This window comes from Mesorhizobium tianshanense, from assembly GCF_007830515.1.
GTDB lineage: Bacteria > Pseudomonadota > Alphaproteobacteria > Rhizobiales > Rhizobiaceae > Mesorhizobium > Mesorhizobium tianshanense.
In genome coordinates, this window is the sequence record NZ_VLKT01000029.1 from 32,341 (window position 1) to 48,298 (window position 15,958).

The window sequence follows — 15,958 nt, forward strand, 5'->3', positions numbered from 1 at the left end:
ACCGGGTCAGAATTAATGGGTCCTGAGCCTAGCTTCACACCGTTTTGACGCCGGACAGGTAGGCGCAGATCAGTCCGCCCAGTTGCTTCTGCAGCTCTGGTGCATCCAGCATGCCCCTTCGCGCCGCATTGTGGATCACGCCCTCGACCGCCGATGATAGCACGCGCGCCACGATCTCTGTGTCGGCGCTCTTTCTCGGCTTGCGATAAGCGACGACGGCGGTCGCATAATGATTGAGGTATTGCGACTGGAACGCGGCATGGGCGGCCCGCGAGCCGCGATCGCCCGGCGCCTCGTCGAGCAGCACTTGGTGCAGCATCGGGTGGATGCTGTGCGCCGCGATCATGCCGCGCACCAGCTCGCGCGCGAATTGCTTGAGCGGCTTTTCCTCCGCTGCCGCTTCGCTGATGACCAACAGCACATGATCGAAGTGGCGGCGCCGGATCGCCTCGACCAATGCGAGCTTGTCGGGGAAATATTGATAGAGCGAGCCGATGCTGACGCCGGCCACCTCGGCCACCTTGTTGGTGGTGAACCCGGCCCACCCAAGCTCGCTCAGAATATGAGCACCGGCTTCGATGATTGCTTCGACTGTCGCGATCGAGCGCGCCTGGCGTGGCTGCTTGCGCATGCGCGGACGCGATTTTGCAATGCGAGTAGACACGTTTGTTCGTCTCCACGAAAATATAAACAACGAGAATATATACAACATACTCACATTTTTTCGAACCGGAAGGAAACAGATCCATGAGTGCCTTGGCCTTGCTTCACAGCCTCTTTGCCTATCAGGCCTGGGCCAATGACGAACTGCTGGAGAAAATCGGGAGCCTGGACTCGCGCCTGCACGAAAGCGAACGGCATGCCGTCATGCGACTGCTCAGCCATTGCCATGTGGTGGCGCGGATATTTTCGGCGCATCTCGTCGGCGAGAGCCATGGCTATAGCGCCGACAACACCGAGGAAACACCAGCGCTCGGCGATTTGTGTGCGGCTGTCGCGGCGAGCGATCGCTGGTATTTGGACTATCTCGAAATCCTCTCGCCGCCGCACCTTTCCGAACCCATCGCCTTCACCTTCACCGATGGCGACAAGGGCCGCATGACACGACAGGAAATGCTGACGCACGTAGTTCTTCATGGCGGCTATCATCGCGGCGAAGTCGGGCGCATCCTGGCGCAGCTTTCGCTCATGCCGCCATGGGACACGTTCGCTGTCCACCTCCATCAGGCCGAGCCTTCGCGCAGGCTGCAGGTCGAGTCGCCAGCGCAAAGTCCGCTATAAATCGTTGAATTAAATTGCTTTTCTTTCCGATCACGAAGGTCAGCGGAACAAAAACTGATATCAATTTTCGGCCTTGCCTGACCGCCTGAGGATGCCAAATTTTCGCGACGTCAGCTCGGCCGTCGAGAACGACATACTGATCTTTGCAAAATACGAGCTAAAAGCTCGCTTTCGTTCCAAGATGATGCAGCGGTGCGCGCGTCGTGTTGCTTTTGTCCGAGCCTGTAGTTCGCCGCGTTGGTCAAGACGAAGCGAGCTGCGTTGCAGCTCTTCACGGTCTTCGCGATCAGCAGTCGATGTCTGTGGTGGAGGCTGCCCAAAAAAGATCCTGCGCTTCCCGACAAGATCGACCAAGATAGAGCGCGGAGAGTTTCCGTAGCAGAATTTCACCGCGGAGGTCGAAGATTCCGGCGCACTTCAGCGGCGATCTGCATGATCGTGCGCTCGACGTAACCAAAATTTAAGCTGCGAAAATCATTGTAATGCTTCGCTGGCTAGACACGCGCGAGTCAGATATGCATGACACGCCGGGTCACTAATGGCCGTCGGCACAACGCAAGGGGCATCGCATGGCTAAGCAGTCATCCAAAGCGCCGGCATCCAAGGCACCGGCAAAGAAAACACCAGTAAAAGCAGCGGCGGCGAAAGTCGCAACCGCTGTGAAGAAAGCAGCACCTGCTGCCAACCCGAAGACCGCCGCGACCAAGGCAAAAGCAGCGCCGGCCAAGAAGCCGGCCGCGAAAGCGGCGAAACCGGCAGTGAAGAAAGCCGCACCTGCCAAGAAGCCGGCCGCGAAAGCGGCGGCAAAACCGGCAGTGAAGAAAGCAGCGCCGGCCAAGAAGCCGGCCGCAAAAGCGGCGGCAAAACCGGCAGCGAAGAAAGCAGCGCCGGCCAAGAAGCCGGCCGCGAAAGCGGCGAAACCGGCAGTGAAGAAAGCCGCACCTGCCAAGAAGCCGGCCGCGAAAGCGGCGGCAAAACCGGCAGCGAAGAAAGCAGCACCTGCCAAGAAGCCGGCTGCAAAGGCCGCGGCGAAGCCGGCAGCGAAGGCGGCGGCAGCGAAGTCTTCTACAGCAGTGAAGAAAGCAGCGCCGGCGGCCAAGCCGAAGGCAGCGCCCGCAAAGGCGAAGGCCAAGAAGTAATCGCGTCTCGTCGCTCGCGGAGGACAGTGCCGAAAACGGTCGAGGCAGGGTGCCTCGCTCGCAGGGGCGGTGCTCGGGCAAGAACAGAGGCGGAGGGGAAGACAGCTTTTCGCAGCTCCCAGGACTTCGCCGTTACGGCGAAGTCCGGTGGGATATTTCTTTGCACCTGGAAGGAAACCGTCGGTGCAAGGCCGGAGTTGATCAGGTTCGGATCTGTCTGACCTGTTCGGATTCTCTTGCGGCTGCCTTTCCGCTCATTTGCCTCAAAATCGCGGCGGAGACGGTCGTTCTCCGTGGCGCCTGGTTTTTCCGCTTGTGGCTGTTGATCATGCTGGCATGCCCAGTCAACAGTGCCGCGCGTCAAAGATCAGAGTGCTGCAACGTCCTTTGTACGTCCAAGTGGACGCGTGGCGCTATAGTCGGCAAATCAGGAACCCGATCATGCTCAGACTGCTCTACGCTTCAACGTCCCCCTACAGTTCCAAGGTGCGCATGGCTGCGCTTTATGCTGGCATCGCCGTCGATCTTGTGCCGGTAAGAACCGAAGACAAGCCGGCCGAGCTGATCGCGTCCAATCCACTCGGCAAGATCCCGGTTCTGGTGCTCGATGACGGTCGCTCGATTCACGACAGCCGCGCCATTACCCAGCACCTCAACCGCATGTCGAAGAATGCGCTGTTTCCGCGCAATCCCGACAAGCGCCTCGAGGCCGAAGTGCTTGAGGCGCTGGCCGACGGCATCTGCGACTGCGCGCTGTCGATGGTCTATGAGCGGCGCACACGCCCCGAAGACATGGTCTACCAGCCGTGGCTCGACCGCCAGTGGGCGAAGATCACCGGTGCGCTCGATCTGCTCAACGCCAATCCGCCAAAACTGCCGAAGAAGATCACCGCCGGCCAGATAGCGCTGCGCGCCTGCCTTGGCTATCTCTCACTGCGCTTTGCCGGAAAATGGGAAAAGGGCCGCAACCGCCTGGTCCGCTGGGCAGCGCGCTTCGACGAGAAGTTTCCAGAGCTGAAATCTTGCGTTCCGGCGTGAGCTGGTTGACGCACCCAGCCCCGAGAAGGGGGTCGCAAAAAAAGCCGGGCGCGAGGCCCGGCTTTTTCGTGTCGTGGCTTGGACGATTTAGAACTTCATACCGACGCCGAAGGTGACGCGGTTGTCGGTGGACTTGACCTTGCCAATATCGCCGAAGTCCTTGTCGCCGAAGTCGGTGTAGCGGTATTCGACACGGCCGAACACATTGTCGGTGATCTTGATGTCGGTGCCGACGCCGGCCGTCCAGCCGAGCATGGTGTTGTCGTCGTTGACACCAGTGTTGTGGTTTTCAATCTTCTGGTTCTTCAGCGCGCCGCCGGCGGTGCCGTAGAGCAGGATCTCCGGGGTGACGGCGTAGCCGAGGCGGGCGCGCAGCGAGCCTTCGACGCCGCCCTTGGCCTCGATGCCAGCATCTTCGCCTTCGATGCCGCTATAGCCGATGTCGGCTTCAGCACCGTAGACGAAGTTCTCCTGCTGCCACTGGTAGCCGCCGAAGAGGCCACCGACGAATCCGTCGGTGCTGACGTCTACGCCGACATCCTCGGCATCGGCATGGCCGCTGAAGCCGTAGCCGACGCTCACACCGGCATAGGGACCGGCCCAGGACGCGACCGGAAGTTCGGCGATCGGGGCAGGTGCCGGCGGCTCTTCCTGGATCACGTCAGCAGCATAGGCGGTTCCGCCGAGGGCGAAGAGCCCGAACGCCACCGCCAGCGGTCGCGCAAATTTAAGATTGGCTTGCATTGTTCTTTACTCCTTAAGCCACAGGCACAGGCTTGCTTTTTACGAGCACCCTCAACCCGCCGGGGGGATAAACGGGTCTGGCGCTCAACGGTTCCAAATGTCGTGTCAAAATGCGGCTGAAGCGAACCTGAACTTGGGTCATTCCCTGGCGCGAATGAGGCCGAACCTTGACGTTGCATCTGCGCAACAGATGGTGTCAGGAGGCTTTTCCATGCTGCGCTGAACACCGCTTGGAGCAAGGGGTCCAGCGCCCTATATTGCGGTCTGGCGGGCCGAGTCCCGGCCAGAGCCGAAAGACCCGATCCGGCCGCTTTGCCACAATGCTGCCCAACGTGCGAACGGCATTTAACGCTTGGCCGGCCATATTTTGCCGGCGGGCCGAAAATCGAGGCCCATTGAGGATTGACAGGATGAGCAAGGCCGCTGGAACGGCGCTGGTGACAGGCGGGGGAAAGCGGATCGGCAAGGCGATCGTCGAGGATCTTGCCGCGAACGGTTTTGCCGTCGCCATCCATTGCAACCGATCGCGGGCCGAGGCGGAAGCGTTGGCCGCGCGGATCAACGGCGGCCATTTTGGCAAGGATGGCCGCGCCGCTGTGATCGCCGCCGACCTGACCGACATGGCTGCAGTCGGCGACCTGGTCGGCCGCGCTCAGGCCGCGCTCGGACCAGTTACGCTGCTGGTCAACAACGCCTCGCTGTTCGTGGACGATACGGTTCAGGACTTCGACTGGCTTGCATGGGACCGTCACTTCGCCGTCCATGTGAAGGCGCCGGCACTTTTGGCGCAAGGATTCGCCTGTGCGCTGCCGGAAGGCCGGGAAGGGCTGATCGTCAATATGATCGACCAGCGCGTCTGGCGCCCGACGCCCCGCTATTTCTCCTATGCGCTGTCGAAATCGACATTGTGGACGCAGACGCAGATGATGGCGCAGGCGTTGGGACCTCGCATTCGCGTCAACGCCATCGGTCCAGGGCCGACGCTGAAGAGCGCGCGCCAGGACGACAGCGATTTTGCCGCGCAGGTCGACGGCCTGATCCTGAAGCGCGGCCCGGAATTGCCTGAATTCGGCGCCACCATCCGCTATCTCTGGGGTGCGCGTTCGGTCACCGGCCAGATGATCGCGCTCGACGGCGGCCAGCACCTTGCATGGCAGACGCCGGATGTGACAGGCATGGTGGAATGAGTTCCATGGACCAGAAACACAAACGAAGCGGCGCCGCCGACGACCTGCCCCCCGATATCGACCTCGAGGACGAGGCGGCGGAGGAGTTCGTCGAACCTTCAGGTCCCGATTCCGGTGGCCAGGACGTCGCCTTCACCGCCATCGACTGGGCGCCGCATGCCGGCGATGCCGACGGCATGGTCGGCGCCGAAGTCATCCAGACGCTGGTCAAGCGGCTGCCCAACGCGCCTGGCGTCTACCGCATGATGAATGCCGCCGGCGACGTGCTCTATGTCGGCAAGGCGCGCAGCCTGAAGAAGCGCGTGACCAACTACGCGCAAGGCCGTTTCCACACCAGCCGCATCGGCCGCATGGTGCGCGAGACGGCGACGATGGAATTCGTCGTCACCCGCACCGAGATCGAAGCGCTGCTGCTGGAAGCCAACCTTATCAAGCGCTTGCGGCCGCGATTCAATGTGCTGATGCGGGACGACAAGTCGTTCCCCTATATCCTGCTGACCGGCGACCATGTCTCGCCCGGCATCTACAAGCATCGCGGCGCGCGCTCGCGCAAGGGCGACTATTTCGGCCCCTTCGCCTCGGCCGGCGCCGTCGGCCGCACCATCAATTCGCTGCAGCGCGCATTCCTGCTAAGGAGCTGCACCAACTCCTTCTACGAGAACCGCACCCGGCCTTGCCTGCTGTTCCAGATCAAGCGCTGCGCCGGCCCGTGCACGGGCGAAATCTCGCATGGCGACTATGCCGAGCTGGTCGCCGAGGCGAAGGATTTCCTCTCCGGCCGCAGTCAGAAGGTGAAGACGGAAATCTCCGCCGCCATGCAACTGGCGTCGGAAAACCTCGATTTCGAGCGGGCCGCGATCTATCGCGACCGGCTGGCGGCGCTGTCGCATGTGCAGAGCCACCAGGGCATCAACCCGCAGACGGTCGACGAGGCCGATGTCTTCGCCATCCATCAGGAAGGCGGCCAGGTCTGCATCCAGGTGTTCTTCTTCCGCACCGGCCAGAACTGGGGCAACCGCGCCTATTTCCCCAAAGCCGACCCGGCGCTGGAGGGATCGGAAGTGCTGGGCTCGTTCCTGGCGCAGTTCTATGACGACAAGCCGACGCCGCGCGCCATCCTGTTGTCGCATGGCGTCGAGGATCAGGAATTGCTGGCGGAGGCTCTCTCCACCCGCGCGGGCCGCAAGGTGTCGATCTCGGTGCCGCAGCGCGGCGAGAAGAAGGACCTGACCGACAACGCACTTCAGAATGCCCGCGAGGCGCTCGGCCGCCGGCTGGCCGAGACCTCGACGCAAGGGCGGCTGCTCGCCGGCTTCGCCGAGACCTTCGGCCTGAACAAGCCCCCGGTGCGCATCGAGGTCTACGACAACTCCCACATCATGGGCACCAACGCCGTCGGCGCCATGGTCGTCGCCGGGCCGGAAGGTTTCGTGAAGAACCAGTACCGGAAATTCAACATCCGCTCGACCGAGATCACGCCGGGAGACGATTTCGGCATGATGCGCGAGGTGATGGAGCGGCGTTTTTCGCGGCTGCTGAAGGAACACGGCGGCGTGCCGCAAAGTGGAGAGCTGGCGGACGACACGACCCTGGCCGAACAGGGCGACGATATCGAGGACACCGGCAGCTTCCCGGCCTGGCCAGACGTCATCCTCATCGACGGCGGCCAGGGCCAGATGACGGCGGTGCGAAAAATACTCGCCGATCTCGGCATCGAGGATCGTGTGGTGGCGATCGGCATCGCCAAGGGCCAGGACCGCGACGCCGGCCGCGAACGCTTCTTCGTGAGGGGCAGGGACTCGTTTTCGCTTCCCGTTCGCGATCCGGTGCTCTACTTCGTCCAGCGGCTGCGCGACGAGGTCCACCGCTTCGCCATCGGATCGCACCGCGCCCGCCGCAAGAAGGAGATGGTCAAGAGTCCGCTCGACGAGATCAGCGGCATCGGCCCCGGCCGCAAGCGCGCGCTGCTCATGCATTTCGGTACCGCCAAGGCGGTCAGCCGCGCCGCGATCGAGGATTTGGTCAAGGTCGACGGCATTTCCGAGCAGGTCGCCAAACTCGTCTACAACCATTTTCACGAGAGCTGATGGATTCGGCTATTTTCGGTTGGTCCATCGACTATCGCCTGTTGACCCCCCACATTCGCTTCTGATTTGAGTACGCAGGCAGAGAGAGTTTCCAAAAATATGGCCCAGCGCGCGTTCAACCTGCCCAACATGCTCACCTACGCCCGTATTCTCGCGGTGCCGCTGGTTGTGCTGTGTTTTTTTCTCGAAGGACATCTGAAGTCGAGTGACTTCGCCCGCTGGTCGGCGCTGGTCATTTTCCTGCTCGCCTCGATCACCGATTATTTCGACGGCTATCTGGCGCGCGCCTGGCAGCAGACCTCCAACATCGGCAAGATGCTCGACCCGATCGCCGACAAGCTGCTGGTCGCCACGTGCCTGCTGCTGCTTGCCGCCGACACCGACCGCCACGCCGGCATCGCCGGCTGGTCGCTGTGGGCGGCGATCATCATCCTGTGCCGCGAAATCCTGGTTTCGGGCCTGCGCGAATATCTGGCGGCGCTGAAAGTCTCGGTGCCGGTGACGCAACTGGCAAAGTGGAAGACCACCATCCAGATGGTCGCCATCGCCTTCCTGCTCGCAGGCCCTGCCGGCGACAAGATATTCCCGTTGACCACGCAGACGGGGCTGGTGCTGTTGTGGATCGCCGCCTTGGTCACGCTCTACACCGGCTACGACTATTTCCGCGCCGGCCTCAAGCACATCATGGACGAGTAGGATGTCGACGAGGCTCATTTATTTCGCCTGGGTGCGCGAGCGGATCGGCAAGCCGCAAGAGGATGTCGAGCTGCCCGCCGGCATCGAGACCGTGGCCGACCTGCTGCGCTGGCTGAAATCGCGTGGCGAGGAATACGAGCACGCGCTGCAATATCCCGATGTGATCCGCGTCGCCATCAACCAGGAACATGTAGAGCACCGTGAGAAGATCGCCGGTGCGCGCGAGATCGCGCTGTTCCCGCCGATGACGGGTGGCTGAAATGCCGGCCGCGGTGGTGCCGACGGTGCGCATCCAGGCGGAGGATTTCGATGTCGCCGCCGAGATCGCCAGGATGACGCAAGGCCGCGCCGACATCGGCGCCGTGGTGACGTTCTCTGGTCTCTGCCGCGACGAGGCGGGCAGGCTCGCGGCACTCGAACTCGAACACTATCCTGGCATGGCCGAGGCCGAGATCGGCCGCATCGCCGCCGAGGCGGTTCGCCGCTGGCCGCTGCAGGGGCTCGCCGCCATCCATCGCCACGGCAGGATCGCACCCGGCGAGAACATCGTGCTGGTGGTCGCGGCCTCCGCGCACCGGCAGGCGGCGTTCGAGGCGGCGAACTTCCTGATGGATTATCTGAAATCGCGCGCGCCGTTCTGGAAGAAGGAACACCATACCGACGGCTCCGAGGGTGGCTGGGTCGAGGCCAAGGAGGCCGACGACGAGGCCGCAAGCCGCTGGAAGCAGGCCGCGCCGAAACGAAATTGATGCTTGGTATCACCGCCAGAGGTTTGCCGAATGGCAACTTTCACCTGATGGCAATACGGACGCGGAAGAGGTGGATTGGCTCAGCCCTTGTCAGTGCCGATCCAGTGATCGAGCGCAATCCGGCCGGGTCCCCACGCCATGATGCCAAGCGCCATCGCCGCCCAGGTGATGTGCAGCGGCCAGCCGTCCGGCACGGTGAGCTGTATGACCAACGTCATCAGGAGCATCCCGAATGCCGCCAGTCGTGTCGCCAGGCCGAGAACGAGGAGAATTGGCAGCAGGATTTCCGCCGACCCTGAGGCGAACGCCACCAGCCCAGGTGCGGGAAAGTCGTAAGGGCCGCCGGGCAGATGCAGCTTGAACTCCGAGCTGAAAAGCAGCACGGCGACGTCATTCAACTGCAGAAAACCGTCCCATTTGTTGATGCCAGACCGCCAGAACGGGACGGCGAGCGCGCAGCGCAGGACAAGCTGCGTCAGCGATGGTGTGGCAATCGTGCGCAGCGCGGCATTCACCCTTTCGGCAAGGGTGGCGACACCTCGCGGCTCGGTGCTCGCGTTCCGCCCATGGTTCGTCATGCTCACTCTCCCTGGTGTGCCGCTGTGAAGGCGCCTGCTTGCAGCAGGCCGGCAATGTTGGCGGAAAGGTCGAATTCGGCACGCTCGGCAAATGCTGCCGTGGCCGCCGCGCCGAGCAGCTCGCCCGCCATGAGGCGATCCAGAAAAGCCGCGCCGCCGGGCGGCAGATGACGAACAACGACTTCGAGGCCGGGCCGCGTGACCAGCGCATCTTCAGGGCCGCCCGCCTCGATCCGCCCGACAGGGCCGTCGCTCCGGTTGGCCGCAAAGATCGTCGCGACCGGATAGAGCGAGCGTATGGCGCGCGTTGCCGGATGCGGCACGAACACAGTATCTGCCAGTCGTTCGGGCGGGATCGACGCCAGTGCTCCGGAAGCCAATGGTTCCGCGTCGGCGGCATGATAGGCATCGAGCCAGGCACGCTCCATGCGCGCCACGTCGGCCAGCCACGGCATCGACTTCGCGTATTCGTAGCGCTCGATGAAATCGGCAAAGTCGCGGCCATATTCGAACAGAAGCGGCGAGGTCGGTGGTGTTTCGCGAACATGAAAGCGCGCCATCGCGCGAAAGAAGTCCGGGCCGGTGATGCGCAGCGTCGCCGGAAAGCTGGCGGCCAGCGCATCGATCAGGCTGACCGTGACGTTGTTGCGGTAGACGGCATATCGCTTGACCGCAGCCTTCCCGTTCGGCCCAGAGACGGCGTCGGGCGGGGCACGGTCAGGATCGAGCAAACCGGCGGTGAATGCCGCGGCATAGTCAAACCGGCGGCCGGGATCGCCCGACTGGAGCTCATCCCGCGGCATGGGCTTTTCCGGAGATGTAATAGCTGCCGGCATGGTGGTCGAGGATCGCCTGGGCGGCGGCGGCCTCCGCCTTGAGCACCGGCCAGTCGGGAATGTCGCTGTCCCATTCGATCAGCGTCGGGAGCGGCCCGCATCGGCCGATGACGATATCGAAGAGCTTCCAGACCGCGTCGGCGACCGGGCCGTCATGGCTGTCGATCAGCAGCAGATCGCCCTCGTCATCCTCCTGCTCGGCGTGCCCGGCCAGATGGATTTCGCCGACATGATCGAGCGGGAAATCCGCGAGGTAGGAAAGGGCTGAATAGCGGTGATTGGTGGCCGAAATGAAGACGTTGTTGACGTCGAGCAGCAAGCCGCAACCGGTACGCCGCACCAGCTCGCGGATGAAATCTGTCTCGCTCATCGTCGATTCCGGGAAAAGGACGTAGGTCGAGGGGTTCTCGAGCAGGATCGGGCGGCCGATCGTCCCCTGCACTTCGTCGATGTGATCCGCCACGCGCGAAACCGTTGCCTGCGTATAGGGCAGAGGAAGCAGGTCGTTGTAATAGGTGGTGTCGTGGGTCGACCAGGCGAGATGCTCGGAGACGAGCGCCGGCTCATAACGGTCGACGAGCGCCTTGAAACGACCGAGATGCGCTTTGTCGAGCGGCCGCGATCCGCCGATCGACATGCAAACCCCGTGCAGTGAAACGGGATAGTCGCGGCGGATCTTGGTCAGCGCATCGTGCGGCGGGCCACCGGCGCCCATGTAGTTTTCGGCGTGGACCTCGAAGAAACCGTCCTTTGGGTCGTCGCCGAGGATCGCGTGTAGATGTTCATGCTTGAAACTGGTGCCGGCAAGGCCGGCGACCGGGTGCGCCGGAAAGCGCGAGGTTTTCGACATGCGGGATGCTGGGTGAATGGCCAGTCCGTTCATCTTCGTCTCCGCTTTCCGGCTGTGCCTGTCTTACGGTGCTTGTCTTACGATGGGATATCGCGCGTCAGCGCCGAGGAGGATCCCTTGCGGCCTTCCGGCAGTTCCATCGTCGTGCAGGTGCCACCGTCGACAAACTTCCAGGCGTTGCCCTGGTAATCGACAGTCGATGTGCCTTGGCAGGTCGTGCCAGGTCCTGCCGCGCAGTCGTTCTGCCCCTTCATGGCGACGCCGAAGCACTTCTCCTTGCCGGCATCCATTGCCGCCTTGGCCTCTGCCTCGGTCAGCGGCGCGGCCGTCGCAAAAGAAGCAAGAGCCGTGGCAACGGCGCCGGCCAGAAAGGCCGCGCTCACGGTTGATCTCGTTGACATGATTTCATCTCCGATTGGGTTGTTGAGCGCGCCATTCCTCAAGCGCGCATTGGTCAGTTCGGCCCGGAGGTTCCCTGTGTTACATCTGTTTGGGAACACGACTTCGTGATCGACTGATGCTTGGCTTCAGCAGAATTTTGCCGGTCACGCCAAGGAGGCCAACAAGGCCGCAAGCCGCTGGAAGGCACCGCCGTGCGAATAGTGCGTGTGTCACGGAACCACCGCAATCCTGCGAGACCTTCTGGCCAGTTTGGTGCGCCAGAGCATGATCTCGAAAAGTGGAATCCGGTTTTCGGAAAAAGATCATGCTTAAACAAAGAGATAGAGCCCCATCCCGATTCGTCGGGATGGAACACGCTCTAGGGAGCAGGATCATGCTGGACAGGATCGCCGAGTTCTTAATCTTCGGTGTCGTGCCGCTTGTCGTTGGTATGCTGGTGGTGCCTGAGTTGTCCGTCGCTGCCGAGAAGACCCTGAAGGGCGAGGTGATGTATCGCGAGCGCATCGCACTGCCGCCCAACGCCGTGCTTTCCGTGCAGCTTGCCGATGTCTCGCTGGCCGACGCGCCGGCCGCTGTCGTCGGCGAGCGCAAGGTGGCGCCGGCCGGCCAGGTGCCGATCAAGTTCGAGATCAGCTTCGATCCCCAGGTGATCCGGCCTGATATGACCTATGCGCTGCAGGCGCGCATCACCGTCGACGACAGGCTGTTGTTCATCTCCAACACGCGCCACCAGGTCGATCCGCTGAGCGACGCGCCGCAGACCATCATGCTGAAGATGGTGACGTCGAGCGAGAAGCCGGCAGCGGCCCCGGTGTTCGGGCAGAGCTGGCTGATCGAGTATATCGACGGCATTGGTGTGATCGCCGAGCCGCAGGCGACGTTCAGGATCAACGAGGCCGGCAAGGCCGGCGGCAGCGGCCCTTGCAACGTCTACTTCGCCACCGCCAAAGTCGATGGTTCGACGATCGCCATCTCTGACATCGGTTCGACCTTCAAGGCCTGCGCGCCCGAGATCATGGCCGAGGAAAAGGCGCTGTTCGAGGCGCTGGCCAAGGCGGCGACTTACCATGTCGACGCCGGCAAGCTTGTTATCGCCGACAAGGACGACCGCGTCATCCTGCGCTTCAACGCCGCGAGCTGATCGCTCAAAACCGGTTTCGGCTTTTTGAGGATCAAGCGCGGTTTGGGTTATCGCGCCGGCGCCCGCTGCCGGATCGCCGCAACGAAAAAGGCCAGCATTGCGCCGGCCTTTTACATATGGCGTGGGTGATCTGGACTATAAGCTCAGCCGACGATCTCGGTATCTGAGAACCAGTATTTGATTTCCTGCGCGGCCGTCTCCGGCGCATCGGAGCCGTGCACCGAATTCTCGCCGATCGACAGCGCATGCACCTTGCGGATGGTGCCTTCGGCGGCATTGGCCGGGTTGGTGGCGCCCATCACGTCGCGGTTTTTGGCAATGGCGTTCTCGCCTTCCAGCACCTGCACGACGGTCGGGCCCGACGACATGGACTCGACCAACTCGCCGAAGAACGGACGTTCCTTGTGCACGGCATAGAAGCCTTCGGCCTCGCGGCGGCTCATCCACACCCGGCGCGAGGCGATGACGCGCAGGCCGGCCTCTTCAAGCATCTGGGTGATGGCGCCGGTGAGATTGCGCCGTGTCGCGTCCGGCTTGATCATGGAAAAGGTGCGTTCGAGCGCCATGGGGTCGTCCTTGTGATGAAAGTGGAATTGAAGGTGGCGGGCTCTATACAAGCCGCATGGCTCATTGCCAAGGGGAGGCTGTGACCCGGTCAGCGCGTAATCACAGTCGACGGGCGCCGAAACTCCCAACCCTCCCGTTCCAGTTCCGGCACGCTGTGGTCCTCGCTCGGGTAGCCGACGCAGAAATAGCCGACCAGCGTCCACTCGGGCGGCGCTTCCAGGATCGTCGCCATCTCGACCGGATCCAGGATCGAGACCCAGCCCACGCCTATTCCTTCGGCGCGTGCCGCCAGCCAAAAGGTGTGGATCGCCATCACCGCTGAATATTCGATGGTCGCGGGCATCGTCAGGCGGCCGAGCCCGTGCCCCTGTTCTGTCGCGCGGTCGGCGAAAACCGCGAATTGACAAGGCGCTTCGTTCAGGCCGGCGAGCTTCAGGCGCGCATAGAGCGCGGCGCGTTCGCCGCCGAACGATGCGAGCGCTTCCGCATTGCAGCGCTCGAAGCAGGCCCTGATAGCGGCGCGGCACTGCGCACTCTCGACCATGACAAAACGCCAAGGCTGGCTGAGGCCGACCGAGGGTGCAATGCTGGCGAGGTTTATGAACCGCTCCAGCGCGCCTTCCGGAAGTGGTGTCGGCTTGAACCGCCTGACGTCCCGGCGCCACCGGAAGAGGTTGACCAACTCGGCGCGAAAATCGTCCGGGAATTCCGGGCCTGACGTCATGGTGTCGTGCTGCCTTTGCTAGGGGAGTAGGGGAGTACGGCAGTAAGGCAGTAAGGCAGTAGGGAAGGCGCGCATACCTACTGCCTTACTGCCCTATGCTGCCGCTGCCACCTTGCGGCCGAGGCCGTCATGCAGGTCAAGACAGCGCTCGAACCATTGCGCCACCAGATCGCTGTCGTCGAGCAACCGGTAGGGCGAGGCGATCCGCGCCCATTGCAGCGCTCCGAAGACGATGTAGTCGGCAAATAGCGGTGATTGGCCGCCGATGAACGGCTGATAGGTGAGCATCGAGCGCAACGGTTCCAGCGAGGCGCGGAAGGCGTCAAGGCCGGCGTCGCGTGCCGCCACCACCTCTTCAAGTTTCTTGCCGAAACGCTGCTCGCGGTTCTGGCGGAAATAGGCGGCGTTCGCTTCGTCCTGCATGGCATGGAGGTCCATGATTGCCGCGGTGGTGACATAGGGATGGATGGTCAGTTGCGACCAACGTTCGATGAAGCGCGCCATCGCCTTGCCGCCGTCGCCGGAAAACAATGTCGGCCGCTCGGGATAGGCTTCGTCGAGATAGAGCGCGATGGCGAAGGAATCGGCGACCACCTTCTCGCCGTCGCGGATCACCGGAACGAGTTTCGAAACGCCGCCTTCAACAGTGGGCACTTCGAGAAAACGCGTCGGCACGGTCGAGATGTCGAGCCCCTTGTGGGCGAGCGCCATCGCCGCCTTCCAGCAATGCGGGCTGAACGGGCGGGCGGCATCGCGTCCGACGAGGTCATAGAGCAGAATGGTCATTGGCGGCGGCGTCCTTGCGGTCTACTAGAGCGACGTGCATCCGCTTGGACGCACAAAATACGCTCTAGCACTTTTGAAACTTCGCATCGTGTTTTTCCGAACCGAAGGTCAGTGTAGCAAAAATCGGTACCGATTTTCGGGCCGATGCGGTAGGCACCCGAAACGGGTTTCGCGGGCCGGGAGAAGAAGATGAAACAGCACTTCATGATGTTTGCGGGCTACAATCAATGGGCCAATAGCCGCATTTACGATGCCGCCGCCGATCTCGGCGAGGACGAGTTCGGCCGCAATGTCGGCGCTTTCTTCGGTTCGATGATGGGCACGCTCAACCATATCTTGACCGCCGATCGCATCTGGATGAGGCGCTTTACCGGCGAGGGCGATGCACCGGCGAGGCTCGACATGATCCTGCACAGCGCCTTGCCGGGCTTGCGACTGGCACGCGAGGCCGAAGACAAAAGGATCATCGACTGGATCGGGAGCTTGAGCGAGAAGGCCTTGTCCGGCCGCTTCTCCTACATGACCGTTTCCGACATGCGCACCGTCTCGCAGCGGCTGGCGCCGGCGCTCGATCATTTCTTCAACCACCAGACCCATCACCGCGGCCAGGCGCACGCGATCCTGACCATTCTTGGCCGGCCTTCGGTGCCGCTCGACCTGACGCAGTTCCAGCGCAGCGAAGAGGGGCGCCCCTTCGCCTGATTTATCCGCGTCTATCGTGATCGAATTGAAAGCAGGTTCGGAAAACCCGCCGAAGATGAACCGCATCTTTGACGGTCATGGGCGCAAAGGGGCCTGGTCAGGCCTCAGGCGGCGTATCCGCCACGGCCCCGGGCGACAGGCTTGACCGATACCGCCGGCTGGGCCGAAGGCCAGAGAATGCCTGCCGTCATCGCGAAAGTGATCAAGGCATCGCGCGCCGCTTCGGGCGAGATCTCGCCGGCACGTGCCGCCTCGCAGGCCTTCACGGCCGCGCCATAGCTCAGGCGACGCCGCGATGGCGGGAACTCGGTCAGGAACTCATGCATGTCGAAGAGCGAAGCGATCATGCGCTTATGGCCGGCGCCGACGGTTACGGCGACTGGGGTGAAGAACGTCGTGTCGTGCATTCTGGCCTCTCGAATTGGGCGGAGATGACGGCGGACGCCGCTCT

Annotated in this window: 20 protein-coding genes; 10 read left to right on the plus strand and 10 right to left on the minus strand. The window is 62.6% G+C overall.

The genetic code is table 11. The features are described 5' to 3' along the window. Nucleotides 1–34 precede the first annotated feature (34 nt). Nucleotides 35–664, minus strand: a complete 630-nt coding sequence (locus tag IQ26_RS22130; RefSeq protein WP_322791139.1) for a TetR/AcrR family transcriptional regulator — start codon at nt 662–664, stop codon at nt 35–37. 83 nt (nt 665–747) lie between these two features. Here IQ26_RS22130 and IQ26_RS22135 point away from each other — a divergent pair, with 83 nt between their 5' ends. The 3 genes from IQ26_RS22135 (at nt 748) to IQ26_RS22145 (ending at nt 3,458) form a co-directional block, all read left to right on the plus strand. Next, nucleotides 748–1,281 (plus strand): DinB family protein, encoded by a 534-nt coding sequence (locus IQ26_RS22135; protein WP_145720470.1) that lies wholly within the window; start codon nt 748–750, stop codon nt 1,279–1,281. 569 nt (nt 1,282–1,850) lie between these two features. Beyond that, nucleotides 1,851–2,420, plus strand: a complete 570-nt coding sequence (locus IQ26_RS22140; RefSeq protein WP_145720471.1) for a histone — start codon at nt 1,851–1,853, stop codon at nt 2,418–2,420. A 441-nt stretch (nt 2,421–2,861) separates the two neighbouring features. Then, nucleotides 2,862–3,458 (plus strand): glutathione S-transferase family protein, encoded by a 597-nt coding sequence (locus tag IQ26_RS22145; RefSeq protein ID WP_145720472.1) that lies wholly within the window; start codon nt 2,862–2,864, stop codon nt 3,456–3,458. A gap of 87 nt (nt 3,459–3,545) precedes the next feature. Here IQ26_RS22145 and IQ26_RS22150 read toward each other — a convergent pair whose 3' ends face one another. After that, the gene (locus IQ26_RS22150) at nt 3,546–4,202 is read right to left on the minus strand and encodes an outer membrane protein (RefSeq protein WP_145720473.1); all 657 of its coding nucleotides are present in this window, start codon (nt 4,200–4,202) and stop codon (nt 3,546–3,548) included. 410 nt (nt 4,203–4,612) lie between these two features. On the opposite strand from IQ26_RS22150, the gene IQ26_RS22155 reads away from it, so the two are divergent. The 5 genes from IQ26_RS22155 (at nt 4,613) to IQ26_RS22175 (ending at nt 8,921) form a co-directional block, all read left to right on the plus strand. After that, nucleotides 4,613–5,389 carry an SDR family oxidoreductase gene (locus tag IQ26_RS22155; protein WP_145720474.1) on the plus strand — a complete coding sequence of 259 codons (777 nt, stop codon included), beginning with the start codon at nt 4,613–4,615 and terminating at the stop codon, nt 5,387–5,389. Then, entirely contained in the window at nt 5,386–7,476 is a 2,091-nt protein-coding gene (gene uvrC / locus IQ26_RS22160; RefSeq protein WP_145720475.1) for an excinuclease ABC subunit UvrC, read from the plus strand. Before IQ26_RS22155 ends, uvrC begins: the two co-directional genes overlap by 4 nt. 99 nt (nt 7,477–7,575) lie before the next feature. Further along, entirely contained in the window at nt 7,576–8,172 is a 597-nt protein-coding gene (pgsA, locus tag IQ26_RS22165) for a CDP-diacylglycerol--glycerol-3-phosphate 3-phosphatidyltransferase (RefSeq protein WP_145720476.1), read from the plus strand. Between the two features lies 1 nt (nt 8,173). Next, complete coding sequence (gene moaD / locus IQ26_RS22170) at nt 8,174–8,431, plus strand: molybdopterin converting factor subunit 1 (protein WP_065008951.1); 258 nt, start codon at nt 8,174–8,176, stop codon at nt 8,429–8,431. A gap of 1 nt (nt 8,432) precedes the next feature. Next, a complete protein-coding gene (locus IQ26_RS22175; protein WP_145720477.1) occupies nt 8,433–8,921 on the plus strand; it encodes a molybdenum cofactor biosynthesis protein MoaE in 489 nt (162 codons plus the stop codon). Between the two features lie 80 nt (nt 8,922–9,001). Here IQ26_RS22175 and IQ26_RS22180 read toward each other — a convergent pair whose 3' ends face one another. The 4 genes from IQ26_RS22180 to IQ26_RS22195 are packed head-to-tail and all read right to left on the minus strand — an operon-like array spanning nt 9,002 to nt 11,586. Further along, nucleotides 9,002–9,499, minus strand: coding sequence for a DoxX family protein (locus IQ26_RS22180; RefSeq protein ID WP_145720478.1), 498 nt, complete (start codon nt 9,497–9,499; stop codon nt 9,002–9,004). Between the two features lie 2 nt (nt 9,500–9,501). Further along, nucleotides 9,502–10,302, minus strand: a complete 801-nt coding sequence (locus IQ26_RS22185; protein WP_145720479.1) for an HvfC/BufC N-terminal domain-containing protein — start codon at nt 10,300–10,302, stop codon at nt 9,502–9,504. Beyond that, nucleotides 10,289–11,218, minus strand: coding sequence for an MNIO family bufferin maturase (gene bufB, locus IQ26_RS22190; protein ID WP_145720480.1), 930 nt, complete (start codon nt 11,216–11,218; stop codon nt 10,289–10,291). The genes IQ26_RS22185 and bufB overlap by 14 nt, the downstream gene beginning before the upstream one ends. Nucleotides 11,219–11,262: 44 nt before the next feature. Continuing rightward, nucleotides 11,263–11,586 carry a BufA1 family periplasmic bufferin-type metallophore gene (locus IQ26_RS22195; RefSeq protein WP_162458041.1) on the minus strand — a complete coding sequence of 108 codons (324 nt, stop codon included), beginning with the start codon at nt 11,584–11,586 and terminating at the stop codon, nt 11,263–11,265. Nucleotides 11,587–11,960: 374 nt separating this feature from the next. Between IQ26_RS22195 and IQ26_RS22200 the strand changes: the two genes are divergently transcribed. Then, nucleotides 11,961–12,728, plus strand: a complete 768-nt coding sequence (locus IQ26_RS22200; RefSeq protein ID WP_145720481.1) for a YbaY family lipoprotein — start codon at nt 11,961–11,963, stop codon at nt 12,726–12,728. A gap of 143 nt (nt 12,729–12,871) precedes the next feature. Here IQ26_RS22200 and ndk read toward each other — a convergent pair whose 3' ends face one another. The 3 genes from ndk to IQ26_RS22215 form a co-directional block, all read right to left on the minus strand. After that, nucleotides 12,872–13,294 (minus strand): nucleoside-diphosphate kinase, encoded by a 423-nt coding sequence (ndk, locus tag IQ26_RS22205; RefSeq protein WP_095496596.1) that lies wholly within the window; start codon nt 13,292–13,294, stop codon nt 12,872–12,874. Between the two features lie 89 nt (nt 13,295–13,383). Continuing rightward, the gene (bluB, locus tag IQ26_RS22210; protein WP_145720482.1) at nt 13,384–14,019 is read right to left on the minus strand and encodes a 5,6-dimethylbenzimidazole synthase; all 636 of its coding nucleotides are present in this window, start codon (nt 14,017–14,019) and stop codon (nt 13,384–13,386) included. A gap of 93 nt (nt 14,020–14,112) precedes the next feature. Further along, a complete protein-coding gene (locus IQ26_RS22215; RefSeq protein WP_145720483.1) occupies nt 14,113–14,805 on the minus strand; it encodes a glutathione S-transferase family protein in 693 nt (230 codons plus the stop codon). 189 nt (nt 14,806–14,994) lie between these two features. Between IQ26_RS22215 and IQ26_RS22220 the strand changes: the two genes are divergently transcribed. After that, nucleotides 14,995–15,507: a DinB family protein gene (locus tag IQ26_RS22220; protein ID WP_145720484.1), complete on the plus strand. Its 513-nt coding sequence runs from the start codon at nt 14,995–14,997 to the stop codon at nt 15,505–15,507. A 104-nt stretch (nt 15,508–15,611) separates the two neighbouring features. Here IQ26_RS22220 and IQ26_RS22225 read toward each other — a convergent pair whose 3' ends face one another. Continuing rightward, a complete protein-coding gene (locus IQ26_RS22225; RefSeq protein ID WP_145720485.1) occupies nt 15,612–15,914 on the minus strand; it encodes a DUF982 domain-containing protein in 303 nt (100 codons plus the stop codon). Nucleotides 15,915–15,958 lie beyond the last annotated feature (44 nt).

What these genes read in the sequence shown, in the direction of transcription:
- pgsA (WP_145720476.1), top strand. Translation starts at nt 7,576, where the DNA reads ATGGCCCAGCGCGCGTTCAACCTGCCCAACATGCTCACCTACGCCCGT.
- IQ26_RS22195 (WP_162458041.1), bottom strand. Translation starts at nt 11,586, where the DNA reads ATGTCAACGAGATCAACCGTGAGCGCGGCCTTTCTGGCCGGCGCCGTT.
- IQ26_RS22140 (WP_145720471.1), top strand. Translation starts at nt 1,851, where the DNA reads ATGGCTAAGCAGTCATCCAAAGCGCCGGCATCCAAGGCACCGGCAAAG.
- IQ26_RS22145 (WP_145720472.1), top strand. Translation starts at nt 2,862, where the DNA reads ATGCTCAGACTGCTCTACGCTTCAACGTCCCCCTACAGTTCCAAGGTG.
- IQ26_RS22225 (WP_145720485.1), bottom strand. Translation starts at nt 15,914, where the DNA reads ATGCACGACACGACGTTCTTCACCCCAGTCGCCGTAACCGTCGGCGCC.
- uvrC (WP_145720475.1), top strand. Translation starts at nt 5,386, where the DNA reads ATGAGTTCCATGGACCAGAAACACAAACGAAGCGGCGCCGCCGACGAC.
- IQ26_RS22185 (WP_145720479.1), bottom strand. Translation starts at nt 10,302, where the DNA reads ATGCCGCGGGATGAGCTCCAGTCGGGCGATCCCGGCCGCCGGTTTGAC.
- IQ26_RS22200 (WP_145720481.1), top strand. Translation starts at nt 11,961, where the DNA reads ATGCTGGACAGGATCGCCGAGTTCTTAATCTTCGGTGTCGTGCCGCTT.
- bufB (WP_145720480.1), bottom strand. Translation starts at nt 11,218, where the DNA reads ATGAACGGACTGGCCATTCACCCAGCATCCCGCATGTCGAAAACCTCG.
- IQ26_RS22220 (WP_145720484.1), top strand. Translation starts at nt 14,995, where the DNA reads ATGAAACAGCACTTCATGATGTTTGCGGGCTACAATCAATGGGCCAAT.
- ndk (WP_095496596.1), bottom strand. Translation starts at nt 13,294, where the DNA reads ATGGCGCTCGAACGCACCTTTTCCATGATCAAGCCGGACGCGACACGG.
- bluB (WP_145720482.1), bottom strand. Translation starts at nt 14,019, where the DNA reads ATGACGTCAGGCCCGGAATTCCCGGACGATTTTCGCGCCGAGTTGGTC.
- IQ26_RS22150 (WP_145720473.1), bottom strand. Translation starts at nt 4,202, where the DNA reads ATGCAAGCCAATCTTAAATTTGCGCGACCGCTGGCGGTGGCGTTCGGG.
- IQ26_RS22135 (WP_145720470.1), top strand. Translation starts at nt 748, where the DNA reads ATGAGTGCCTTGGCCTTGCTTCACAGCCTCTTTGCCTATCAGGCCTGG.
- IQ26_RS22155 (WP_145720474.1), top strand. Translation starts at nt 4,613, where the DNA reads ATGAGCAAGGCCGCTGGAACGGCGCTGGTGACAGGCGGGGGAAAGCGG.
- IQ26_RS22215 (WP_145720483.1), bottom strand. Translation starts at nt 14,805, where the DNA reads ATGACCATTCTGCTCTATGACCTCGTCGGACGCGATGCCGCCCGCCCG.
- IQ26_RS22175 (WP_145720477.1), top strand. Translation starts at nt 8,433, where the DNA reads ATGCCGGCCGCGGTGGTGCCGACGGTGCGCATCCAGGCGGAGGATTTC.
- IQ26_RS22180 (WP_145720478.1), bottom strand. Translation starts at nt 9,499, where the DNA reads ATGACGAACCATGGGCGGAACGCGAGCACCGAGCCGCGAGGTGTCGCC.
- moaD (WP_065008951.1), top strand. Translation starts at nt 8,174, where the DNA reads ATGTCGACGAGGCTCATTTATTTCGCCTGGGTGCGCGAGCGGATCGGC.